Origin of the sequence: Brooklawnia cerclae (assembly GCF_011758645.1) — a bacterium.
GTDB classification, from domain to species: domain Bacteria; phylum Actinomycetota; class Actinomycetes; order Propionibacteriales; family Propionibacteriaceae; genus Brooklawnia; species Brooklawnia cerclae.
Genome location: NZ_JAAMOZ010000001.1, coordinates 1,604,789 through 1,627,716, shown reverse-complemented (window position 1 = coordinate 1,627,716; position 22,928 = coordinate 1,604,789). Strand labels below are relative to the sequence as shown.

The 22,928-nt window shown below is 67.6% G+C and carries 21 protein-coding genes and 1 pseudogene; 13 read left to right on the top strand and 9 right to left on the bottom strand.

From position 1 onward, the window contains the following. Positions 1-11: 11 nt before the first annotated feature. From FB473_RS07510 to gcvP, 10 genes are all read left to right on the top strand, one after another. Positions 12-611 (top strand): CDP-alcohol phosphatidyltransferase family protein, encoded by a 600-nt coding sequence (locus tag FB473_RS07510; protein WP_167169281.1) that lies wholly within the window; start codon positions 12-14, stop codon positions 609-611. Then, positions 611-1,399, top strand: coding sequence for a DUF881 domain-containing protein (locus FB473_RS07505; protein ID WP_167166100.1), 789 nt, complete (start codon positions 611-613; stop codon positions 1,397-1,399). Before FB473_RS07510 ends, FB473_RS07505 begins: the two co-directional genes overlap by 1 nt. Before the next feature lie 71 nt (positions 1,400-1,470). Continuing rightward, on the top strand, positions 1,471-1,803 hold the full coding sequence (locus FB473_RS07500; RefSeq protein WP_167169277.1) for a small basic family protein: 333 nt from the start codon (positions 1,471-1,473) through the stop codon (positions 1,801-1,803). Then, a complete protein-coding gene (locus tag FB473_RS07495) occupies positions 1,796-2,710 on the top strand; it encodes a DUF881 domain-containing protein (protein ID WP_243863502.1) in 915 nt (304 codons plus the stop codon). The genes FB473_RS07500 and FB473_RS07495 overlap by 8 nt, the downstream gene beginning before the upstream one ends. Before the next feature lie 100 nt (positions 2,711-2,810). Beyond that, positions 2,811-3,197, top strand: coding sequence for a glycine cleavage system protein GcvH (gcvH, locus tag FB473_RS07490; RefSeq protein WP_167166098.1), 387 nt, complete (start codon positions 2,811-2,813; stop codon positions 3,195-3,197). A gap of 137 nt (positions 3,198-3,334) precedes the next feature. Beyond that, positions 3,335-3,832 (top strand): FHA domain-containing protein, encoded by a 498-nt coding sequence (locus FB473_RS07485; protein ID WP_167166096.1) that lies wholly within the window; start codon positions 3,335-3,337, stop codon positions 3,830-3,832. Continuing rightward, complete coding sequence (gene ftsR / locus FB473_RS07480; RefSeq protein WP_167166094.1) at positions 3,832-4,548, top strand: transcriptional regulator FtsR; 717 nt, start codon at positions 3,832-3,834, stop codon at positions 4,546-4,548. Before FB473_RS07485 ends, ftsR begins: the two co-directional genes overlap by 1 nt. A gap of 338 nt (positions 4,549-4,886) precedes the next feature. Beyond that, positions 4,887-5,348 (top strand): bifunctional nuclease family protein, encoded by a 462-nt coding sequence (locus FB473_RS07475; RefSeq protein ID WP_167166092.1) that lies wholly within the window; start codon positions 4,887-4,889, stop codon positions 5,346-5,348. A gap of 185 nt (positions 5,349-5,533) precedes the next feature. Next, a complete protein-coding gene (locus tag FB473_RS07470; protein WP_167169271.1) occupies positions 5,534-6,109 on the top strand; it encodes a MerR family transcriptional regulator in 576 nt (191 codons plus the stop codon). Positions 6,110-6,188: 79 nt separating this feature from the next. Continuing rightward, positions 6,189-9,068 (top strand): aminomethyl-transferring glycine dehydrogenase, encoded by a 2,880-nt coding sequence (gene gcvP / locus FB473_RS07465; protein ID WP_167166090.1) that lies wholly within the window; start codon positions 6,189-6,191, stop codon positions 9,066-9,068. A gap of 62 nt (positions 9,069-9,130) precedes the next feature. On the opposite strand, the gene FB473_RS07460 is transcribed toward gcvP, so the two are convergent. From FB473_RS07460 to FB473_RS07430, 7 genes and pseudogenes are all read right to left on the bottom strand, one after another. Beyond that, the gene (locus FB473_RS07460; RefSeq protein ID WP_167166088.1) at positions 9,131-9,973 is read right to left on the bottom strand and encodes a DeoR/GlpR family DNA-binding transcription regulator; all 843 of its coding nucleotides are present in this window, start codon (positions 9,971-9,973) and stop codon (positions 9,131-9,133) included. Beyond that, a complete protein-coding gene (galE, locus tag FB473_RS07455; RefSeq protein ID WP_167166086.1) occupies positions 9,973-10,962 on the bottom strand; it encodes a UDP-glucose 4-epimerase GalE in 990 nt (329 codons plus the stop codon). Before galE ends, FB473_RS07460 begins: the two co-directional genes overlap by 1 nt. Before the next feature lie 19 nt (positions 10,963-10,981). After that, positions 10,982-12,061, bottom strand: a complete 1,080-nt coding sequence (locus FB473_RS07450) for an ABC transporter ATP-binding protein (RefSeq protein ID WP_167166084.1) — start codon at positions 12,059-12,061, stop codon at positions 10,982-10,984. Between the two features lie 85 nt (positions 12,062-12,146). Beyond that, positions 12,147-12,638: pseudogene (locus FB473_RS18590) on the bottom strand (carbohydrate ABC transporter permease); the annotation flags it as partial. 262 nt (positions 12,639-12,900) lie between these two features. Next, positions 12,901-13,809, bottom strand: a complete 909-nt coding sequence (locus FB473_RS07440; protein WP_167166080.1) for a carbohydrate ABC transporter permease — start codon at positions 13,807-13,809, stop codon at positions 12,901-12,903. Then, positions 13,806-15,146, bottom strand: a complete 1,341-nt coding sequence (locus tag FB473_RS07435; RefSeq protein ID WP_167166078.1) for an extracellular solute-binding protein — start codon at positions 15,144-15,146, stop codon at positions 13,806-13,808. The genes FB473_RS07440 and FB473_RS07435 overlap by 4 nt, the downstream gene beginning before the upstream one ends. An 18-nt stretch (positions 15,147-15,164) precedes the next feature. Further along, on the bottom strand, positions 15,165-16,181 hold the full coding sequence (locus tag FB473_RS07430) for a Gfo/Idh/MocA family protein (RefSeq protein ID WP_167166076.1): 1,017 nt from the start codon (positions 16,179-16,181) through the stop codon (positions 15,165-15,167). 396 nt (positions 16,182-16,577) lie between these two features. Here FB473_RS07430 and FB473_RS07425 point away from each other — a divergent pair, with 396 nt between their 5' ends. Then, entirely contained in the window at positions 16,578-17,747 is a 1,170-nt protein-coding gene (locus FB473_RS07425) for an ROK family protein (protein ID WP_167166074.1), read from the top strand. Between the two features lie 47 nt (positions 17,748-17,794). On the opposite strand, the gene FB473_RS18445 is transcribed toward FB473_RS07425, so the two are convergent. Further along, positions 17,795-18,997, bottom strand: coding sequence for a galactokinase family protein (locus FB473_RS18445; protein ID WP_167166072.1), 1,203 nt, complete (start codon positions 18,995-18,997; stop codon positions 17,795-17,797). Beyond that, positions 18,994-19,833, bottom strand: coding sequence for a nucleotidyltransferase family protein (locus tag FB473_RS07415; RefSeq protein WP_167166071.1), 840 nt, complete (start codon positions 19,831-19,833; stop codon positions 18,994-18,996). Before FB473_RS07415 ends, FB473_RS18445 begins: the two co-directional genes overlap by 4 nt. A 226-nt stretch (positions 19,834-20,059) precedes the next feature. On the opposite strand from FB473_RS07415, the gene FB473_RS07410 reads away from it, so the two are divergent. Both FB473_RS07410 and FB473_RS07405 read left to right on the top strand, forming a co-directional pair. After that, positions 20,060-21,493: a phosphoglucomutase/phosphomannomutase family protein gene (locus FB473_RS07410; RefSeq protein WP_167166069.1), complete on the top strand. Its 1,434-nt coding sequence runs from the start codon at positions 20,060-20,062 to the stop codon at positions 21,491-21,493. Between the two features lie 288 nt (positions 21,494-21,781). Next, positions 21,782-22,858 carry a YhjD/YihY/BrkB family envelope integrity protein gene (locus FB473_RS07405; RefSeq protein ID WP_167166067.1) on the top strand — a complete coding sequence of 359 codons (1,077 nt, stop codon included), beginning with the start codon at positions 21,782-21,784 and terminating at the stop codon, positions 22,856-22,858. The last annotated feature ends 70 nt before the right edge of the window (positions 22,859-22,928 follow it).

Sequence of the window (22,928 nt, the reverse complement as noted above, 5' to 3'; positions counted from 1 at the left end):
CGGCCGTCGCGCTGACACCGGAGCACCAGGTCGACACCCATCGGGTGTGGACGGTGCCGAACGTGCTGTCGTTCCTGCGGCTCATCGGCGTCCCGTTCTTCTTCGTGCTGATCATGCAGTACCGCGACTTCGCCGCGATCATCTTCCTCGCGATCGCCAGCTTCACCGATCTCATCGACGGACGGATCGCCCGGCGCTTCCACCAGATCTCCGAGCTGGGCGAGATGCTGGATCCCGCCGCCGACCGCCTCTACATCCTCGCCACGGTGCTCGGCCTGGCCGTGCGCGGCATCATCCCCTGGTGGCTGCTGGCCCTCCTCGTCGGCCGTGACCTGATGATCCTGCTGCTCGTGCCGGCCCTGCGGTCACGCGGCTATACGAGCCTGCCGGTCAACTTCATCGGGAAGGCGGCGACGTTCTGCCTGCTGTACGCCCTGCCGCTGGTGCTCCTCGGCGCCGGCCCGTGGGTGTTCTCCCTGCCGGCCAAGGTCCTGGGCTGGGCGATGGGCATCTGGGGCACGTTCCTGTACTGGTGGGCGGGTTTCCTGTACGTGAAGCAGACCCGCCAGATTCTTGCCGCCCAGCCGGCGCTGAGGAAGGGACCGGCCTGATGTCGGCGCCGACGCAGGGCCACAGGCCCGTCGACGAGTCCATGGAACTGCTCAACACGCTCCTTCGGGAGACCGTCGATCCCGAATACGGCGAGGTCGCCGCTCGCGAGCCGCGTTCGCGGTCACGGCGTCCATGGCTCGTCGTGATCGTGGGAGCCGTGGCCGGGCTGATGTTCGCCACGTCGGGCCTGGGCAGTGGCACCCAGACGCCGAGCGCCGCCGCGGAGCGCGCCGACCTCATCGAGCAGGTCGACGCCGCCGAGCAGCGCAACGAGGACCTGCGTGCGCAGGCGGAGGAACTCCAGAGCGAGGTCAATGCCGTCGAGGCCGAGCACCTCGGCACGGCGTCACCGGACGACGTCACCACCGACGTCTGGTCGGGCGGTGTCGCTGTCAGCGGGCCGGGAGTGGTCATCACGATCAACGACAATCCGAACGACGCGAACGGCATCATCGTCGACCAGGACGTCCGCCAGGTGGTCAACGGGCTCTGGCTGGCAGGAGCCGAGGCAATCGCGATCAACGGACACCGCCTGAGCGCCCGAACCGCCATCCGGCAAGCCGGTTCGGCGGTCACTGTCGACTATCGGTCGATGACGACGCCTTACCGGTTCGAGGCCATCGGCTCGCCGGGCGACCTGTCCAGCGCCTTCGCTTCGAACTCGGGGGGTGCGTGGCTCACATTCCTGAAGCAGAATTACGGCGTCACGTGGTCACTTGAGCAAAAGGGCGAGTTGGAGCTTTCCGCAGATGCCGGTCTGGACGTCGATAGGGCAGGAGTACCGTGAGCGAGACGAGTGAGGCGAGCGAGACGACTGGGCAGCCCACGCACGCGTGGCTGGGGGACAGGAGACGGGGGATGCTGGCCATATTCGGGGTGGTGCTCGGGGTCGTGCTGGCCCTGGTGCTCAAGCCCGAGATGCCGCTGTGGCTCCAGCCCTACCTGCCCATCATGATCGTGGCCGCACTGGACGCCCTGCTGGGCGCCTGGCGTGCGGCCCTGGAGGGCACCTTCTCCGACCGTGTCTTCGCCGTGTCGTTCGTCTCCAACGTGGCGATCGCGGCTCTCATCGTCGGGCTGGGCGATGCCATCGGCGTGGGCTCGCAGCTGTCGACCGCCGTCCTGGTCGTGCTCGGGATCCGCATCTTCACCAACGCGGCAGGCATCCGGCGCAAGGTGCTCCATGCCTGAGCAGGAGCCCAAGGAACCGGAACCCACGGAGACGGCGCCCGGGAACCCGGAACCCAAGGCGACGGCCCCCGAGGTGACCGCGCTCACGGAACCGGAGCCCGAAGAACCCGAACCCGAAACACCGACGCCCAAGGAACCTGAGCCCGAAACACCGACTCCCCAGGAACCTGAGCCCGAGACGAAGGCTCGGCACTCGGTCGCCTCGGCGCTCCTGCGCTTCGCCAGGCCCACCCTCGGCCAGGGCGCCATCGCCGTCGCCCTGGCCCTGGTGGCCATGGCCATCGTGGTCCAGGTGCAGTCGGGCAGCACGACCGACCGGTACTCGGCCATGCGGCGCGACGACCTCGTCCAGCTTCTCGACAACCTGACCCAGGAGCAGGAACGACTCGAGGCCGAGGTCAACGAACTGCAGCGCACCCGCGACGCGCTGCAATCGGGAGCCGATGCGCAGAAGGTCGCCGAGCAGGAGGCCCAGCGCCGGGCCGACGGGCTGGCGATCCTCGCGGGCACCGCACCCGCCAGCGGTCCCGGCGTGCGTATCGTCGTGTCGGCGCCGTCGGGACGCATCAGCGCCGACCTGCTGCTCGATGCCGTCCAGGAACTGCGGGACGCCGGTGCCGAGGTGATCGAGATCAACGACTCGATCCGGCTCGTGGCGCAGAGCTGGGTGGGGGAGGACTCGTCCGGTGGGCTGGTGATCGACGACGAGCCGGTGAGCCTCCCGATCGTCATCGACGCCATCGGCGACTCACATTCGCTGGCCGAGGGTATGCGATTCCGGGGCGGCCTGGTGAGCCAGGTCGAGGGGCAGAAGGTCGGTGGCTCGGTGTCGATCGACGAGTTGGACGCGGTCACCATCACCAGCCTTTACGACGCCCCCACCCCCGAGTACGCGCGACCGGCGTAGACAACCCGCGAGCCGTGGTCGCCACGCCGGGTGGGGCGTGTTCCGATCGGCTCTGACGGGCGCTAGCGTGTGATGAGCACCGACCGATGAGGAGAGACCCATGGTGGACCTGCCCGAGGATCTACTGTTCAGCACCGAGCACGAGTGGGTGCGCAAGGCCGGCGGGGATGTCGTCCGCGTCGGGGTGACCGCCTACGCGACGGCAGAGCTCGGAGACATCGTGTACGTCTCGCTGCCGACCGTCGGCACCTCGGTGGTGGCAGGCGATGCCTGCGGCGAGCTGGAGTCGACGAAGTCGGTGGCCGATGTCTATTCCCCGATCTCGGGGGTGGTGACCTCGGTGAACGAGGCACTGGGCGACGAGCCCGAGACGATCGGGGCCGATCCTTACGGTGAGGGGTGGCTGTTCGACATCGAGCTGTCGGCGCCGGACGAGCTGACCGATCTCCTCGACCGCACGGCATACGGCGCGCTCATCGGCGAGTGACGTCGAAGGATCGGCGTCTCGCACTAGACTTGGGACAATCCGACGCGGTCCGTCGCAGGGCGATGGGCGGCGCTGGTGTCATCCCAGACTCGAAGCCATCCGCAAAGGTGGTCAGGACAACAAGGAAGCCTCGGATCATGGTCGATTGCGGCAAGTGCGGTCATCCCAACCCGGAGGGGAGCAATTTCTGCTCCCGATGTGGCAGCCCCCTGGCCCCGACCGCATCCGTGACGGAGACCACTCGGGTGATCATCATGCCCGAGGAGGATCCCCGGACCCTCGAGATCAGTGCGGAGGACGCCGACGCGCTGAGCGCGCTCCCGGCCGGCAACGCCCTGCTCATCGTGACGCGTGGGCCCGATGTCGGGGCTCGCTACCTGCTCGATCAGGACCTCGTCACGGCTGGACGCAGCCCGAAATCGGACATCTTTCTGGACGACATCACGGTGTCGCGCCACCACGCTGAATTCCACATGCGAGACGGGCAGGTGACATTGGTGGACAAGGGAAGCCTCAACGGCACATACGTCAACCGGACGCTCGTCGACCAATCTGCGGTGCTCCGTCCCGGAGACGAGGTGCAGATCGGCAAGTTCCGCATGTTGTTCTTCGTGAGCGAGCACGGGCTGCGCTAATGCCGCCGGCGGCCAGGCGAAGCATCGGTCAGGTGCTTCCGCTGCTGAAAAACGAGTTCCCGGACATCTCGATCTCGAAGATCAGGTTCCTGGAAAGCGAGGGTCTGGTCGCGCCCGAGCGCGCCCCGTCCGGGTATCGCCGCTACTCAGAGGGAGACATCGAGCGGTTGCGGTACATCCTGCGAATGCAACGTGACCACTACCTGCCCCTGAAGGTCATCCGCGACAACCTGAGCCTGATGGATCGGGGGCTCGAGCCGCCGACGATCGAGACCCCGGCGTCGGCCGCGCCGAGTGCCCCGCCACTCGCAGGCCCGATTCCGGTGGTGGATCCCCCGGAGTCCTCGCACTCGCGCGCGCAGCGGCGTCCCATGAAGCTGACCCGCCGGGAGCTCCTGCAGGTCAGCGGCCTGTCGGAGGCGACCCTGATCGAGATGGAACGTCAGCAGATGGTGCTTCCCCGCCGTGGGTCGATCTACTACGGACGCGAGGCTCTCACCTTGTGCGTGGTCGCCCGCAGGCTGCAGGCGTACGGCATGGACACCCGCCATCTGCGGGCGATCAAGCAGGCAGCCGAGCGCGAGGCCGGCCTCGTGGAGCAGGGCGTGCAGCCCCATCTGGCCCGAGGCCAGAACCCCGCCCAGACGTTGCACGAGGTGAGCCAACTGGTCATGCACGCGCACGCGGCGATGATGTACACGCTGCTCGAGCGCTGACGGCTGTCGTCGGGCCCGCCGAGGCGCTCGAGGATGCTCGTTGAGCTTGTCGAAACGAGGTGCCAATCCTTTCGACAAGCTCAAGGACCACGTGTTGAAACGATCAAGAATGCTCGTTGAGCCTGTCGAAACGAGTGGCTGGTCCTTTCGACAGGCTCAAGGACCGCGTATCGAAACGAGTGGCTGGTCCTTTCGACAAGCTCAAGGACCGCGTGTTGAAACGAGGTGCCAATCCTTTCGACAGGCTCAAGGACCACGTGCCGAAAAGAATCCTTTCGATGAGCTCACCGGGCCACGCCCCGGCGATGCCGTCCGGATCACCACCTAGGCTATGGAACATGGTCGAACTCGATGTGATGGGTGTGCGGGTGGAGGTGCCCTCGAACGCCCCGGTGCTGCTGCTCAAGGAGGCCGGCGGCCGCCGCTACCTCTCGATCTGGATCGGTGCCCCCGAGGCGTCCGCGATAGTCAACGCGCTCGAAGGCGTCGTCCCGGCCCGGCCGATGACTCACGATCTGATCGCCGAGATCCTCAGCGAACTCGGGGCGACCGAGATGGAGGGCCGTATCACCGCGATGGACGACGGCACCTTCTACGCAGAACTCGTGGTGGACGGTCACACCATCAGCGCGAGGCCTTCGGATGTGGTGGCGGTCGCGCTGCGTTCGGGGTTCAAGATCACCTGTGCCCCCGAGTTGCTGGATGAAGTGGGGGTTGAGCTTTTCGAGCCCGCGGAGGACGAGGTGGAGAAGTTCCGTGAGTTCCTCGACACCATCACCCCGGACGACTTCGAACACTGAAATACCTAGCCAAATCGGCTATTTGCAGCGTGCATCACGTAAGTCCGTCCGCGACACGCCGAAAGCGCCCAGGGCGGTGATGATTGCTCGGCAGGCTCGATGAACCTAACGTCTAAGTGCAGCGGTGAAGTTACACTGCTGTGGTAGGCGGTACCGGCAGGTGCCCATCGGGCACGTGAGGAGAGATCGCAGTGAGCAGCGCCCATACCGAGAACGTGGCGGCTACCGCCGGTCTGCAGGACGCGCTGTTCGGCGGAGACTTCAGCCCACTCCCCGAGGACCTGGGCTTCCGGGGACCCGTCGCCTGCAGCGTCACGGGCATCACATATCGTCAACTCGACTACTGGGCGCGGACCGGTCTGGTGACCCCCGAGATCCGGCGGGCCGACGGCTCGGGCACACAGCGCCTCTATTCGTTCCGCGACATCCTCATGCTGAAGGTGGTCAAGAAGCTTCTGGACGCGGGCATCTCGCTGCATCAGATCCGCACGGCGATCGATCACCTTCGCCAGCGCGGCGTCCACGACCTCTCACAGGTCACCCTCATGAGTGACGGTGTCTCGGTGTACGAATGCACCAGCGATCACGAGGTGGTCGACCTGCTTCGCGGCGGACAGGGAATGTTCGCCATTGCGCTCGGCGGGGTCTGGCGCGATCTGGAGGGGAGCCTGTCGATGCTCCCGACCGAGCGAGCCGCAGAGCCCGAGGCCGAGATGGACGACGAATTGTCCATTCGCCGCCGGCAACGGATGGCGAACTGACGGTCCGGTCCGGCTACGGGGCGATTTCTTCCGTCCGCTGTAGGCTGCTCGTTGCACTCCTACAGAAAGTGGTGGACAGGTGACGGGATTCGCCCAGCGGCACATCGGCCCCAGCCTCTCGCAGCAGCGACGCATGCTCGATGAACTGGGCCTGGCCGATCTCGACCAGCTCGTCGACCTGGCGATGCCCGCGGACATCCGCACCGACGGACTCCCCGAACTCCCACCCGCACTGGACGAGCGCGACGCCGGACGACGACTACGGGAGTTGGCGTCCCGCAACAACCCGGGGCGTGCCATGATCGGACTCGGTTACCACGGCACCCTCACACCCGCGGTCATCCGCCGCAACATCCTGGAGGACCCGGCGTGGTACACGGCGTACACGCCCTACCAGCCCGAGATCAGCCAGGGCCGCCTCGAGATGCTCATCAACTTCCAGACGATGGTCGCCGACCTGACTGGGCTGCCCATCGCGGGTGCCAGCCTGCTGGACGAGGCGACCGCGGTCGCCGAAGGCGTGGCCATGGCGCGGAGGCTCTCCCGCTCGGGCGAGATCGTGCTCGTCGATCCGCAGTTGCTTCCCCAGTCGCTGGCGGTGCTGCGTACCCGCATGGGAGCGCTCGGCATCGAGGTCGTGATCGGGGACGCCGACCTGGCCGCCAGCCCCGATCTGGCGCGCGCGTTCTGCGTCGTCGTCCAGACTCCGGGAACCGACGGTCGGCTGCAGCCCACCGCGGAGTTGACGGCGCTCGCCGAGGCCGCTCATGGGGCGGGTGCCCAGGTGGTGGCGGCTGCCGACCTGCTGGCGCTCGCGGCCGTGGTGCCACCGGGCGAATGGGGCGCCGACATCGCAGTGGGCAGCACGCAGAGATTCGGCGTCCCCCTGTTCTACGGTGGGCCGCACGCGGGATACATCGCCGCTCGTCAGGGCACCGAACGCAGCCTGCCGGGCCGTCTGGTCGGCCTGTCGGTCGACGCCGACGGCGCACCCGCGCTCCGGCTCGCGCTGCAGACGCGCGAACAGCACATCCGGCGCGAGAAGGCCACCTCCAACATCTGCACCGCGCAGGTGCTGCTCGCCGTCATGGCAGCCGCCTACGCGATCTACCACGGTGCCGACGGCCTGCGGCAGATCGCGGGGGAGATCCACGACCGGGCGGCGCGGCTGGCGGCCACGCTCGCGGAAGCCGGGCTCGTCCCGGAGCACGACCGGTTCTTCGACACCCTGCTCGTCCCCTGCGTCGATGCGGACGACGCCGTGGCGGCCGCGCGGGCTGGTGGCGTCCACCTGCGCCGGGTCGACGCAGGGCACGTGGGCATCAGCGTCGGCGAGGATGTCACCGACTCCGACCTGGCGACGGTCGCTCGCGCACTGGGGGCCGAGCCCCCGCGGGACGCCGAGTGGGGCGAGTGGGGCGCGGACGCGCGCACGAGCGCCTATCTCACCCATCCGGTGTTCGCGTCGTATCACTCGGAAACCCGCATGATGCGCTACCTTGCGACGCTCGCCGGCCGCGACTACGCCCTCGACCGCGGAATGATCCCGCTGGGCAGCTGCACGATGAAGCTCAACGCCGCCGCCGAGCTGGAACCGATCGTCCTGCCCGGTTTCGCCGATCTGCATCCGTTCGTACCCGAGGCGGACGCGGCCGGTTTCCGCGAGCTCATCGGCGAGCTGGGGGAGTGGCTGGTGGCGATCAGCGGCTACGACCGCATCACCCTGCAGCCGAACGCCGGCAGCCAGGGCGAGTTCACGGGATTGATGGCCATCAGGGGCTACCACGCGTCCCGCGGCGACCAGGATCGTGATGTCTGCCTGATCCCCTCGTCGGCGCACGGGACAAATGCCGCCTCGGCCGCACTGGCCGGAATGCGGGTGGTCGTCGTGAAGGCCTCCGACGACGGCTCCATCGACATGGACGACCTGCGGGCGAAGATCGCCACGCACGGGCCGAAGGTGGCGGCCGTCATGATCACCTATCCGTCCACACACGGCGTGTTCGAAGACACCATCATCGAGGCGTGCCGGCTCGTCCACGCGGTCGGCGGCCAGGTGTACGTGGACGGGGCGAACATGAACGCGCTGGTCGGGCTGGCCAGGCCCGGTCGGTTCGGCGCCGACGTCAGTCATCTGAACCTGCACAAGACCTTCGCCGTCCCGCACGGTGGTGGCGGCCCAGGTGTGGGCCCGGTGGCCGTCCGGGAGCACCTCGCGCCGTTCCTGCCCGACCACCCGCTGGTCGATGTCGGGGGTGATCCCCGTCCCGGGGGTACGGTCGCCGCCGCCCCCTTCGGATCGCCCGGCGTCCTGCCGATCTCGTACGCCTACATCGCGATGATGGGTGCACAGGGACTGCGGGAGGCGAGCCAGGTGGCGCTCCTCAACGCCAACTACGTGGCGCACCGCCTCCGCGACGTCTTCCCGGTGCTGTACACCGGCGCCAACGGGCTGGTGGCACATGAATGCATCCTCGACCTGCGGCCCGTCCTCAAGCGAGCGGGGCTGTCCGTCGACGACGTCGCCAAGCGCCTCATCGACTACGGCTTCCACGCCCCGACCATGAGCTTCCCGGTGCCGGGCACCCTCATGGTGGAGCCGACCGAGAGTGAGGACCTCGACGAGCTCGACCGGTTCTGCGACGCCATGGTGGCGATCCGGCACGAGATCGACACGGTGGAGGCCGGTGATCGGTGGGCTCCCGACGACAACCCGCTGGTGAACGCACCACACACCCTGGCACGTGTGACCGCCGACCTGTGGACGCACCCGTACTCGAGGTCGGAGGCGGCATATCCCCTGGGACGCCAGGCGGGACCGGTCGCCGGCCGGGGCGCGGACAAGTACTGGCCCGCGTCCGCCCGGGTCGACAACGCCCAGGGCGACCGTCATCTGGTGTGCACCTGCCCGCCGATCGAGGCCTACGAACAGGACGCCGAGCCTGCGCCGGTTTCGTAGTCTGACCCGTGTGACCCGCCCTCTCGTGTGCCGGCGGCTCCGCTCGGGGGTTCCCGGCTATCTCAGCCGGCGGTTCCGGCACGGGATCGCCGGATGGCTCTGTGGACGGGATCGACCGCGATCACACGCACGCCGGCATGGGACAGCCGGAGCGTCTCGGTGGGGTCGGCACGCGAGTCCGTGATGAGCACGTCGATGCCGGCGGTGTCGGCCGACTTCGCCAGGGCCACCTGCCCGACCTTGGAGCCGTCGGCCACCACCACGACCTCGTCGGCACGCGACATCAGCACCCGGCTCGTGCGCGCCGCGATGTCGTCGTGGTCGGTGACACCGGCGCTCGCCTGGATGCCGTTGCATCCGACGAACGCGATGCGCACGTTCAACTGACGCAACGTCGACTCGGTGAGCGAACCCACGAGTTCGAGTGACTGCGCGTCGACGATGCCGCCGGCGAGCAGGACGCGCCTGTGGCGTTGCTCGGCTGCCCGCAGGGCGATGGCGATCGAGTTCGTCACGATGGTCAGGTCGGAGCGGGAGCCCAGGGCGGTGAGGACGGCAGCCACGGTCGTCCCCCCGGCGAGCGCCACGGCGCACGGCCCCCTCGGCACGCGGGCGGCTGCAGCCTCCCCGATGGCCTGTTTCTCGATCCAGTGCACGGCGGCCCTGAGTTCCAGCGGCACCGAGTTTCCCTGACTGGTGCTCTGCACACCGCCGCGCGTCCGCACGGCCAGCCCCTGGTCGGCCAGCGCGGCGATGTCTCGTCTGATCGTGGCCGTGGACGCCTGCATCTGGTCGGCCAGTTCCTGGACCGCGATGTACCCGGACTGGTTGATCGCGTCGAGGAGACGCAGCAGCCTGTCCTGGCGCCGGGACTGGGCGATCGAGGGCCCGTGCACGGACGACATCAGTACCCCAGCAGTTCCTTGCGTCTCGGCAGCCACGCGAGGGCGTCACGGATCGCGTCGGCCTCGCTAAGCGCGGCGGTCCATCCCAGCAGCCTCTCGGCCTTGGCGGATCGCGTGTACACGCCGCACACGTCACCGGGCCGAGGAGGTCCGTCGACCGTGCGCAGCGGTTCGCCGGTGGCCTCCTCGAACGCGGCCAGCAACTCGCGCACCGTGACCCCACGGCCTGTACCGATGTTGATCGCCTGGTGAGGTGTCACCGACGTCACGGCGTCGAACCGTTCGAGGGCAGCCACATGGGCGCGGGCGAGATCCCACACATGGATGAAGTCCCTGATGCCCGAGCCGTCGCGCGTCGGCCAGTCCATCCCGGTGACGGTGAAGGTCGACCCGGTCTGCCACGCTTCGATGAGCCTGCCGAGTACGTGGGTGGGCCGCTCGATCTGCTGGCCGGTCCGCAGCCGCGGATCGGTGCCGATCGGGTTGAAGTACCGCAGGCTGATCACGCGCAGGTCACAGGCCGCCGCCACGTCGGCGAGGATCATCTCGGTCATGAGCTTGGTGCGGGCATACGGGCTCCCGGGCTGGACGGGGGAGTCCTCGTCCACCTGAAAATCGTCGTCCGGGCCGTATATCGAGGCCGACGAACTGAACAGCAGCCTCGTGACGTGGTGACGATCCAGCGCGCCGAGCAGCGTGAGGGTCTTGCCCACGTTGTTGCCGTAGTACTCCAGCGGATGGGCCACGGAGTCGGGCACCACGATCCTTGCCGCGCAATGCACGACGGCGTCTATCGCCTGCTCGCCGAGGACGCGGTCGAGCAGTTCCTCGTCCCCGATGTCGCCGCGGTAGAACACGCGGTCGCGGACGAACTCCGCGCGTCCCGCCGACAGGTCGTCGATGACGACGACCTCATGACCCGCGTCGAGGCATGCGGAGGCCACCGTGCTCCCGATGTAACCGGCTCCGCCGGTGATGAGCACTCTCACGTTCGCTCCTGTCGCTCGGTCAGTCGTCCGCGTTCAATCGCAGCCCGGTCGTGGCATCGAAGACGTGGCGCACCGCACCCGCCGTGACCACGCGCACCGGCTGCCCGACCTGCAGGTCAGCGAAGCCCGTGACCCGGACCACGAAGTGATATCCCGCGATGTCGACGATCACGTCGGTGTGGCTGCCCAGCGGCTCCACCACGACGACAGTGCCGTCGGCATCGTCGGAGCCCGCGGGCCGGACGCCGCATTCGCTGGGTCGCAACCCGATGCGTACGGGCTGGTCCGACCGCACGGACACGCCGTCCACGACGAACGGCGATCCCTCCAAGGTGAACGCCCCGGGCCCCGCGGGCACCGCCGTGAACAGGTTCATGCGGGGTTTGCCGACGAAGCCGGCCACGAACTCGGTGGCAGGGGTGTTGTAGATCTCGTCCGGGCTGCCGTACTGCTCCAGGTGTCCTCGGCTCATCACCGCGATCTTGTCGGACAGCGACATCGCCTCTTCCTGATCGTGCGTGACGTAGATGCTCGTCGCGCCGATGTCGTTGTGCAGGATACGGAGTTCGGAGCGGGTCTTCTCCCGCAGCAGGGCGTCGAGGTTCGACAGGGGCTCGTCGAACAGCAGGACGCCGGGACGCCGCGCGATCGCGCGGGCGAGGGCCACACGCTGGCGCTGCCCACCGGACAGTGCCCGGGGCTTCTTGGCGAGCAGCGGTAACAGTTCGAGCTTCTCGGCAGACTCCTTGACGCGGGCGTCGATCTCCTTCTTGGGCATCTTGCGCATGCGCAGCCCGAAGGCGATGTTGTCGTACACGCTCAGGTGCGGATAGAGCGCGTAGTCCTGGAAGACGAAGGCGAGATCACGCTTGTGGGGTTCGAGTGATTCCACCCGGACGCCGTCGATCTCGATCGTTCCCTCGGTCACGGATTCGAGGCCCGCGATCATGTTGAGGGTCGTGGACTTCCCGCAGCCGGAAGGCCCGAGCAGCGACACGAACTGCTTGTCGAGAACGGTGTACGAGATGCCCTGCACCGCGTAGTCGGCGTTCTTGCCCGGGTACTTCTTGCCCACGTTGGTCAGTTTGATTTCAGCCATGTCATCCCTTCACCGCGCCCTCGGTGATGCCCTGAACGATCCACCGCTGGGCGACCAGCGCGAGGATGAGGACGGGCAACGCCGTGATGACGCCTGCTGTTGCTGCCGAGGTGTAGTCCATTGCGAACAGTCCCTGGAACGACGCCGTCTTCACGGGCAGCGTCAACGTGTTGGTGCCGGTCAGCACCTTGGCCAGGAAGAAGTCGCTCCACGCCGTGATGAAGGCGAAGATGGCGGTCGCCGCGAAGCCCGGCCCCGACAGCGGGATCACGACCTTCCGGAGGATGTCGAGGCGACTGCAGCCGTCGATCCGGGCCGCTTTCTCCAGATTCACCGGGATCGACTCGAAGAAGGAGACCATCATCCAGATCACCAGGGGAAGAATGAACGCCGTGTAGGTGAGGATGAGGCCCAGTTGGGTGTCGAACAGCCCCACGCCCCGCAGGAGGACGAACAGAGGGACGGCGAGCACGATGGCCGGGATGGCCTGTACGGTCATCATCGCCAGCAGCAGCGTCTGACTGCCCTTGAAGCGGAATCTGGCCAGCACGTACGCGCACAGCGACCCCAGGATCATGCAGATGACCGTGGTCGACAAGGCGATGATCAACGAGTTGCGCATCGCGACGATGAAACTCTGGTCACCGAGCAGGCTCACGTAGCTGGACAGTGTGATGTCGGACAGCGAGAAGTCCATCGGGGTGGATCGCAGGTTCTGCGACGGGTAGATGCTGTACACGACCATCCATGCGAAGGGCAGGATGAGGTAGATCACCAGGAGCACCACGAGCACGCGCTGGACGACCGTGAGCGCATGGTTCTTGTGGATTCCGTCCATGTCAGGCATCCTTCCGACGGCCGAGCAGGAGCACCCAGAAGACGGCCACCAGGCACACGATGACCATGATCGCGATGGACATCGCCGCGCCGTAGCCGCGGTCGAGGTAGCTGAAGGTCGTCAGGTAGGCGAGGAAGTTGATCGTCGTCGTGGCCTCCGCCGGGCCGCCCGTGCCACCGGTCAGCACGTAGATGCTGTCGAAGACCTTGATCGACCACATCGACTGGACGATGAGCAGGAACATCACTGTTCCGCGCATGTTGGGCAGCGTGACGCGCCAGAACCTCTGCCAGGCGTTCGCGCCGTCGATCATGGCGGCCCGGTAGACGTTCGAGGGAATCGACTGGATGGACGCCAGGGCCATCAGCGCGAGGAAAGGCGTCAGCTTCCACAACTCGGCGAAGATCAGCACGGCCAGCGCGAGTTTCGGGGTTGCCAGCCACTGGATGCGCGTGTCGGTCAGCCCGACCGCCATGAGCACCTCGTTGGCGACGCCGTACGAGCCGTCGAAGATCAGCTTCCACATGATGCCGTTGACCACCGGGGGCACCGCCCACGGCACGAGCAGCAGGACGCGCGTGATCGTGCGTCCGCGGAACTTGACGTTGAGCAGCACCGCGATGCCGATGGCGAGCGCCACACCGCCGAACACCGTGAACACACAGAAGGTCGCGGTGCGTCCGAGGGCATGGATGAAGTCCTGGTCGCCCAGGAGCTGAGCGTAGTTGCCGAGCCCGACGAAACGCGTCTGCGCGGGCAGCTTGTCGTTCAGGTGGTACAGCGACAGCACGACCGCGTAGACCATCGGGTAGATGAACAGCGCACAGATGGTCAGGACAGCCGGGGCAGAGGCAGCGATCGCGAACCGGCGATCCTGCCTCTCCCCGACCGAGACGCGAGCTCGCGTCATGCCATGTACCTCTCGACGATGGGCTTCAGCTCCTCCTGGGCGTTGTTCAGCGCCTCCTCAGGCGTGATCTGCTGGTTCATCGCCTGGTTGACCTGCACCGACAGCAGCTGGTCGAGCTCGCTCGACCACGGGGTGCCGTAGCGCTTGGTGACGTAGTCCGTGCTCTGCTTGTACGTCGTGACGACGGGCAGTGCCTCGGCGGTGGCGGGGTCGTCGAGGGTGGTCTGGGACACGGGGAACCAGCCCTCCTGGCCGACGATCTGTGCCTGAGCGGTCGCGCTGGACGCGAACTGCAGCCACTTCAGCGCCGCCTGCTTGTTCGGGGAGTTCACGTTGATGGCGTAGCCCTCCGAGCCGTCGATGGATGCCGAGCGCACGTTGATGCCCGGGATGAGGCCGTTGCCCGTGGTCGCAGCGGTCGTCTTCGCGCCGTCCTTGGTGGCGGCCGCCCACTGGAAGGGCCAGTTGAACACGATGGACGTGTTGCCCTGGGCGAAGACGTCGTTGAGATCAGAGGCGTTGGTGATCTGCAGGGACGCGGGATCCATCGCCTTGTGGAGGTTGAGGAGCTCGACCATCTTCGTGAGGCCCTCGATGCCCGCCTCCGAGTTGAGCTGCGGGTTCCAGTCGGCGTCGTAGAGCTCGCCGCCGGCCAGCAGGAGCGCACGCAGGTAGTTCTGGTAGGCGCCCGCCGGGTTGCCCATGTCGCAGCAGTATCCGTAGTGGTCGGCCGTCGTACAGGCCTTCGCCGCGGCGACGAAGTCGTCCCAGTTCTCCGGCACCGTGTCGGGGTCGAGCCCGGCGGCGGAGAAGTGCTCCTTGTTCCAGAACATGGTCTGCACGGAGGCGAACTTGGGCATCCCGTAGACCTTGCTGTCCCAGCTGACCGCGTCGAGGGCGGGCCTGATGAGATCGGAGGGCAGCGCGCTGGAGTCGAGTTCCTGCAGCCATCCGGCCTTGCCGAACTCGGCAGACCATCCGGCCCAGGTCATGATGATGTCGAACGAGCTGTCCTGGGCGGCGAACAGTGTCGCGAACCGGTCGTGCAGGTCGTTGAAGTTACCCATCTCATAAGTCTTGACGGTGATGCCGGTCTGTTCCTGGAAAACGTCGATCAAGCCGTCCTGGAAGACCAGGTTGGTGTTGTCGTCCAGGATCGTGAGCTCACCGGTGACATCCCCGCTGTCGGGCTTCAGCGGCGAGCTCGCCGCTGAGCCCGAGGCCTCGGAGTCGCCGGCAGTGGGGGAGACGCAGCCCGCGAGAGCCCAGCTGCCGAGCGCGACACCTCCCGCCTGGAGCATGAAACGGCGCGAAATACGGTTGTCGAATGCACCCATTGTTGTGATCCTTCCTCGTCAGTAGCGGATTCTGACGTTGGCATTGGTGCGCAGGGACTCGTGGATGGCCGCGATGGCCATCGTCACCTCGTAGCCCTGCTCGATATCGGGAGTCTCCACGTCCTGTCCGTCGCACAGGTCGATGAAGTCCCGGATCATGTCGATGTGCGCCCCCACGAGGCGGCCCCGTGAATCGGTGTCCGGGGTGCCCACGTACGAGGCGCGGTCGGCGCTGTAGTGGGTGATGCCGGAATCGTCGATCGTGATGTCGTAGAGGGCGCCCTTGGCCTCGACCTCGTAGTGGAACTGGAAGACCGCGGGCCTGGATTCCGGGAGGACCCAACCCGAGTCGAGGGTGACGATCGAATCGTCCGACATGAGGATCGTCGCGGAGATCCGGTCCCAGGTGTCGATGCCGTCGGGGGCGAGCACCTTGCGGACGCCGCGTGCGTAGGCCTCCACCGGCCGTGCCCCGGACAACCACATGGCCATGTCGAGGGTGTGAGGGAACAGGAACCACCCCGGGGTGGAGCGTCCTGCCCACGACAGCATCTGCCGCGGCACGAACTCGGTGTCCTGCAGCAGGATCCGCTGAGCGATCAGCGGTGCTCCGGCCTGCCCCATCAGCCGCTTGACGGCCTGGAACTTCGGGTTCCACCGGTTCTCGAATCCCACCATCACCTTGCCGGGTGAGGCGCTCGCCGCGTCGCGAAGGACGCCGGCCTCCTCGACCGTGGTGGCCAGGGGCTTCTCGAACATCGCGTGGAGACCGCGTCCGAGGACGGCCAGTCCCACCTCCACGTGCGCGAAGTCCGGGGTCGCGATGATGACGGCATCCGGCGCGTGCTTGTCGAGCAGTTCGTCGACGCTACCCACGATCGGAGTGTCGAATTCCGACGCGAGACGCTCGGCGACCGGGGGTGCCGGTTCGCAGATTCCGGCGAGTTCGGCACGTGGGTGTTCACCCACGACACGCGCGAAGATGGATCCACGGATTCCGCCGCCGACAATCGCGACGCGTACCGGGTCGACCATTTGGACCTCCACATTCCCTATCCCATGAGGTCTTTCCCAAGGAGATTGTCTAGAATCATAGATGGGTTTGGGCTAGACGGCTACAAACCTGGATTACGGTTAGGTAAAACCTGAATCCCCCGTACAATTGGTCAGCGTGAGCCTGCCCTGACAAGGTCGGACTCTCGGCATCGGAAGATCGCGGCGGCGCTGCACCGTACCGGCTTCCCGTGGAAAGTGAGGTTCTTGAGATCGTATCCGTAACAAGAACGAAACAATCTCCGCTTCGCCTCCGACAAGCGAACCGACAACGATTCGGGGCGCAACGCGCCGGACGAGCGCGATGGCGGCGGATGATGGCCGCCATGACAACGGGGTTAATGTATAGCCCGATCGGAAAAACAGAAAGGATTCGACGTGCCCACGGCTCATGACATGCTGCTCAGTTCATCACATGTCGGCGATGCCAACAGGGCGCGCCTGATCCGGCTCTTGTACGTGCACGGCCCCCAGAGCCGCACCGAACTCGCCCAACACCTGGGTGTGAGCCGCTCGACCATCAGCGCCGTCGTGCAACCGCTGTTGGACGAGGAGGTGCTCGTCGAGCAGGCGCCCCGCATGCCCGGACGTTCCGGAGGCAAACCGAGTCGTCCCCTGTGGTTCGGTACCGGGCACTCGGTGGGGGCGGTCTTCCTCTCACCGGACGAACTGATAGCCGCCGTGCTCGGGATGGACGGCACCATCCGCGTGATCGACGGCATCGACCTGACCGCTCACGATCGTCCCGACCTCAGCGCGACGGTGCTCGAACATTGCCAGTCCGTGTTCGGCGACCGCCGCATGGTCGGGATCGGGGCGGCATTCGCGGGCATGGTCGACACCACCGACGGCGTGCTGCTGGAGAACTACCGGCGTCCCTCGGTCAACCGGATGCCGGTCGCGGCGAGTCTGACGAAGCGGTTCGGCGCCCCGGTGTTCGTCGACCACCACCCACGGATCCAGGCCCTCGGCGACGCATGGTTCGGCCTGGGACGCGACCTCGACAGCTTCGCCTCCGTCGTGACCGGCGAGGTGCTCGGCGCCGGGTACGTGCTGGGTGGGCAGGTGGAGCGCGGCATCAGGGGAGCCGGGGGAGAGGCGGGCCACATGGTCGTGGACATGAACGGCCTGCAATGCCCGTGCGGCCGGCGCGGCTGCTGGGAGACGGTGGCCACGCTCGGCTGGCTCCGCGACCAGGCCATCACCCTCGGCCTGCCCGATGCCGCGAACATCACGGCTGCGTCCCTGTGCGAGGGGTCGGCGGCGGGCAGCGTCCGCCACAAGGAACTCCTCGACCGCTATGCCCGGTCGATCGCCCTGGGACTCGCCAACCTCGAGCAACTGCTCGGCCTGGGCACCTACATCATGCACGGGGACGTGGCCGCGTCCGGGGAATCGGTGCGCCAGGCCGTTGAGGAACAACTCGTGAGAGCCTCTCCGCGACGTGCACCCGCTCCGCGGGTTCTGTTCGCCGACCAACCCGACCTGACGACCATCCTGGGTGCCACCGGTCTGGTGCTGTCCAAGCTGTACCGCCAGCGTCTCTAGGGCCTCTCGCGGACGACCACCCTGCGGTCCCGACAAGGCTCCGGAGGTCACGGGAACAAGGGGTGTGCCGCCCCCGAGGGCCGGGTGACGATCGTCGAGGCCTCGCCCGTGTGCTCGGGAAATCGGCCGAGGTACGCGCCGAGCCACGCCCGGGAGAAGCCCGGCGCGTCCGTCGCGCCGACCAGTGCCCACACGCTTCCGCCGAAGCCGGCTCCGAAGCTGGACGCCGCGTGCGCTCCGAGGCCGCCGGCCAGCTCCACCAGGGCTCGCGTCTCGGGCACCTGGTTGACCAGGCCTTCGGCGGCCCACCGCTGGGATGCCGCCGCCAGGCGTCCGAACTCGTCCAGGTCGGCGGCTGCCAGGGCGTGGGCGGCGCCGGGAACGAGCTCGGCGGACTCGTGGACGAACTGGGCCAGCCTGCCGGTGAGCCGGTCGTCATCGGCCACCAGCCGTTCGAGACGCTCGCCCGCATCGTCACCGGAGCCGACGGCCTGCGCGAGGCTGTCGTCCGACCGCCCGGTGGCCTGGTTCCAGCGCCGGAGTATCTCCGCGGCTCCGCTGGACGCCTGGTTGTACGCCTCCCGGGCGCTTCCCGTCTTCTCGGCCCGGACGCCGCTGATCGCCACCACGAACGCGAGGTCGTCGGCCAGGGGAACCCGCTCGACGAGCCGTGGGGGAGCGAACGAGAAGAGCCCGAGCCGGTCGGGTTCGCTGCATAGCATGGCGATGTGGTCCTCCGACCCGCCCAGCGTTCCCACGCCGCGGCTGCCCGCCAGGTCGCCGAAGGATCGGCCGTTCTCGATCGTCGCGAGGTATCCCGCGAGGTCGACGGGGCCGCGGATCGCCCGCGTCCAGCGCTCGTCCTCGTCGAAGCCGTTCATCCGGGCGAGTGCGAGGGCGCACGCGACGACGAGGGCCGACGAACTGCTCATGCCGCTGGCCAACGGCAGATCCGACTCGATCGTCAGCCTGGCGGGCGCCAGGCTCGCGAAGTTCGAGGCAAGCCGGTCGACCACGGTCTGCAGGTAGCGTCCCCAATGACCCTGCGGCAGCCCCGACGGGGTGCCGGCGCGAAGATGCACCCGATCGGCAGAGGCCGAGCTGCGTGCCTCGACGGCGTCCGTGCCGGGCTCGGCCCACACGGATACCCCCTTGTCTATGGCGCACACGAGCACGTTGCCGCCCGCGTAGTCGGTGTGCTTCCCGAGCACCTCGATGCGTCCGGGTGCGAACCACGCCGCGCCGCTCACAGGCGTACGTCCTGCCCGTCGAGGGCGGCCATGACGGCCGGCACGTCGCTGCGCCCCGACAGATCGAGCACCGCGTCGTCGGCCCGTACGACGCTCACCGCCTCCCCGGCGCTCACCAGCGCTCGGACGGCGTCGACGATCTCGTACTCGCCCCGTGGCGATCGTCCGATGGAGGCGCACGCGGGGAAGATGCTGGGGGAGAACAGGAAACAGTTCATCGAGACGAGCGCGTGTTCCCCGCGCGCCCGCAGCTCATCGGGAGAGGGCTTCTCGAGGATGTCCACGAGATGACCGTGAGCGTCGGTGTCGACGATCGCGAAGGACGCGAGGCGCTCGGCGGGGATGTTCGACCGGGCAACCATGGTGGCGGCGTCGAAACCGACGAGCGCGGTGCCCGGAGCCGCGGCCAGCAGGCGCAGCGAGGACGCGGAGTAGTAGTTGTCGGAGTTGACCATGACGAACCGATCGTCGCCCGCGAACGCCTCGGCCGCGCGGACGGCGTCACCGGTGCCCAGGGGCTCGGTCTGCTCGGCGTAGTGGATGGCCACCCGTTCCGGTCTCACGGCCGTGTAGTAGTCGCGCACCAGTTGATGCTCGGGCCCGATGACCAGGCAGACGTCGATGATCCCGGCATCGGCCAGTGCACTGATGACGTAGTCGACGAAGGGACGTCCACCTATGCCGGCCTGTTCCTCCTGTCCGATCGGCATCATGGCCTTGAGGCCCATGTCGGCGATCCTCGCCTGGGCGGCGCTGAGCGCCGTTCCGGCCCTGCGCATGCGCGTTCCCAGCCCACGCGCCAGGACCACCGCTTTCGTCGGCTGCACTCCGGTCATGCCCGCATAGTAGGAGCGGAGCGGCGCGAGCACCCCACGCGAGCACCGCTGCTGCGCGATCGATCACCTCGGCTGTCGCCGACCGAACGGGGTTGCGGTGCGTCGTTCCTCGTCAGAGCAAGAAACCAGCGAAGGAGCGCCGTCGGTCGCGCACAACGGTTGACCGATTGATCACGGACGCTGCGCACGTCTACCGCCCCGGGCACCCCCTGCCTACTGTGGCGCCATGATCGAGTTCGGAACAGGCGGTTGGCGAGCCATCATCGCCGACGGATTCACCAAACAGAACGTGCGGCTGCTCGCCCAGGGTCTGGCGAACAGGATCCTCGCGGAGAACGTCGCGCAACGTGGCGTCGTCATCGGCTACGACCGTAGGTTCCTCTCGGGGGACGCGGCGAGGTGGGCGGCCGCGGTGCTGGTCGCCAACCAGATCCCGGTGACGCTGGTCGACCGACCGGCGCCGACGCCCATGATCATGTGGACGACGCGCAACAAGGACTGCGCCTACGGGCTGGCGGTGACCGCGTCCCACAACCCCGCGATCTACAACGGCATCAAGGTGTTCACCGAGGGCGGCCGCGACGCGGACGTCGAGGTGACCCGGTCGCTGCAGGACGGCATCAACGGGCTCACACCGGACGATGTGCGCGCGGTGGCCGACTACGAGCTGGAAGACTCGCCGTTGCTCACGATCCAGCGCTCGATGAACTGGTACATCGACTCGATCCTCGCCCAGCTCAACACCGAGGTCATCCGGCACAGCCACTTGAAGGTCGTCCTCGACCCGATGTTCGGCGTCTCCCAGACCTGCCTGCAGACGATCCTGATGACCGCCCGGTGCGACGTGGACGTGATCAACTCGCGTCACGACCCGCTCTTCGGCGGCCGGCTGCCCTCCCCGAACGTCGACAACCTGCACGGCCTGCGCCGCGAGGTCCTCGAGCGGCATGCCGATCTCGGAATCGCCACCGACGGCGACGCCGACCGGCTCGGCATCATCGACGACAAGGGGAACTACCTGTCGGCGAACCAGATCCTCGTCCTGCTCTACCGCTACCTGCTGGCGGGCAAGGGTTGGCAGGGGCCGGTGGTCCGCAACATCGCCACGACCAGCCTGCTCGATCGCGTCGCGGCTCGGTACGGGCAGGAGTGCCACGAGGTTCCCGTCGGCTTCAAATACATCAGCGCCAAGATGGCCGAGACGGACGCCGTCATCGGCGGGGAGTCCTCCGGTGGTCTCACGGTGCGCGGGCACATCGCCGGCAAGGACGGCGTCTACGCCGCGTCGCTGCTGGTCGAGATGATCGCCTCCAGCAAACGCCGGCTCAGTGAGCTGTGGGACGACATCGTCGCCGAGTACGGCAGCCTCGAGATGATCGAGACCGCCTACTCGTTCACCCCGCACCGCAGGGTCGAGCTGACAGATCGCCTGTTCGAGCGCAAGGAGCTCCCGGCTTTCCCCGAGAAGATCGACCACGTGAGTTACCAGGACGGCTGCAAGGTCTACTTCGAGAACGGCGGGTGGGTCGTCATCCGGTTCTCGGGCACCGAGCCGTTGCTGCGGGTGTTCTCGGAGATGCCGACACTCGATGCGGCCCGCGAGAACGTCGAGCTCGTCGCCAGCTGCTTCGGGCTGGACGGATCCGGCGCCTCCGCCTAGGCCAGAGAGGTCTGACCCCGGGCCCGGCTCTCGGCCGGTCGGCTCGGTCGGCCCGGTCACGAACGCGATGCCCATGCGGCCCGCCTGACCTCGCGCGGGCGCCGCTTCCTGCCGCGGGCCGTACACCACCCGCGCGAGGACGCGAGACTCGCGTGAGTAACACGAGGCCCGCGCGAGGATGCGAGACCCGCGTGAGCGGCACGGCACCCGCGCGGGAGCCCCCCTCCAGAGGCGGCTCGCGCGGCACGGCACCCTGAACAGGCCCGCCGCGGCTGGAATGATGAACGGGTGAACTGGTTGCGGCGGGCGGTCCGGTGGGCGTATGCGACGCCCGCGACGGCACACCTGCTGCGCGCCTTCGACCGGTACAACGCCCGTCTGGGCAACCAACTCGCCGCTGCCATCGCCTTCTTCAGCGTCACCGCGATCGTGCCGGTGCTCATGTTCGCGTTTTCGGCGGTCGGGCTGACCCTCACCGTCCTGCGGCCGGAGTGGCTCGATTCCACCAAGGCGTTCATCACCGCGAACCTCAACGCCGGCCCGCTCCAGGAGGACGTGCTGTTCCTCGTCGAGGACTACCTCACCAACTGGCGCAGCGTGGGGTTGTTCGCGGCGCTGCTGGCGCTGTTCGCCGGCCAGGGATGGATCGCCAACGTCAAGGGAGCGATCCGGGCCCTGGGCCGACCCGATTTCGACATGACCGAACGTCGGCACACCCCGCTGCTGGAGCCCCTGATCAACGTCGTGCTCCTTCTGGCGCTCCTGCTGCTGGTCGGCGTCACGTTCGCTGCGACCGTTGTCGGCACCCACCTCGCAGGTCGTGTCGCCGATTGGCTGTCGGTGGAGACGATCTCGCAGGGTCTGGTGCAGGGCGCGTCCTTCGCGCTCTCGCTGGTCGGCGCGACCATCCTGTTCCTGCTGATCTTCCGCTTCCTGCCCGAGGAACCGGCGCCTCGCACGGCGATCGTGCGGGGATCGCTCGCCGCGGCCGTCTGCTTCGTCGTCCTGCAGGCCGCAGCCAGTCTGCTGACCACCATGTTCACGACCAACCGGGCCACGCAGATCTTCGGGCCGGTGATCGTGGCGATGCTGTTCATCAACGTGTTCGCCAGACTCATCTTGTTCTTCGCCGCATGGATCGCAACGTGGAACCAGCCGGCGATGGCACGCCGCTACAACCCCGCGGACGCGATCCTGCGCGACCGGGACGACACCGTGATGGCCGAGTACCACTGGGAGTCGGCCGACGCCGATCGCGCCCGCCGGGGCATCGAACCTCCGGCGGACGACACGGCTGTCACCGAGCCGGACCACGTCGCCGAGCCCGATGACACGCGCAGGCCCGGCGACGACACGACGTCATGACGCGAGCCGGACGCGCGGCCCGTGAGGGCCCTCGTCCGGCTCGCCACCCCGGGACCACGTCCTCGGGGTT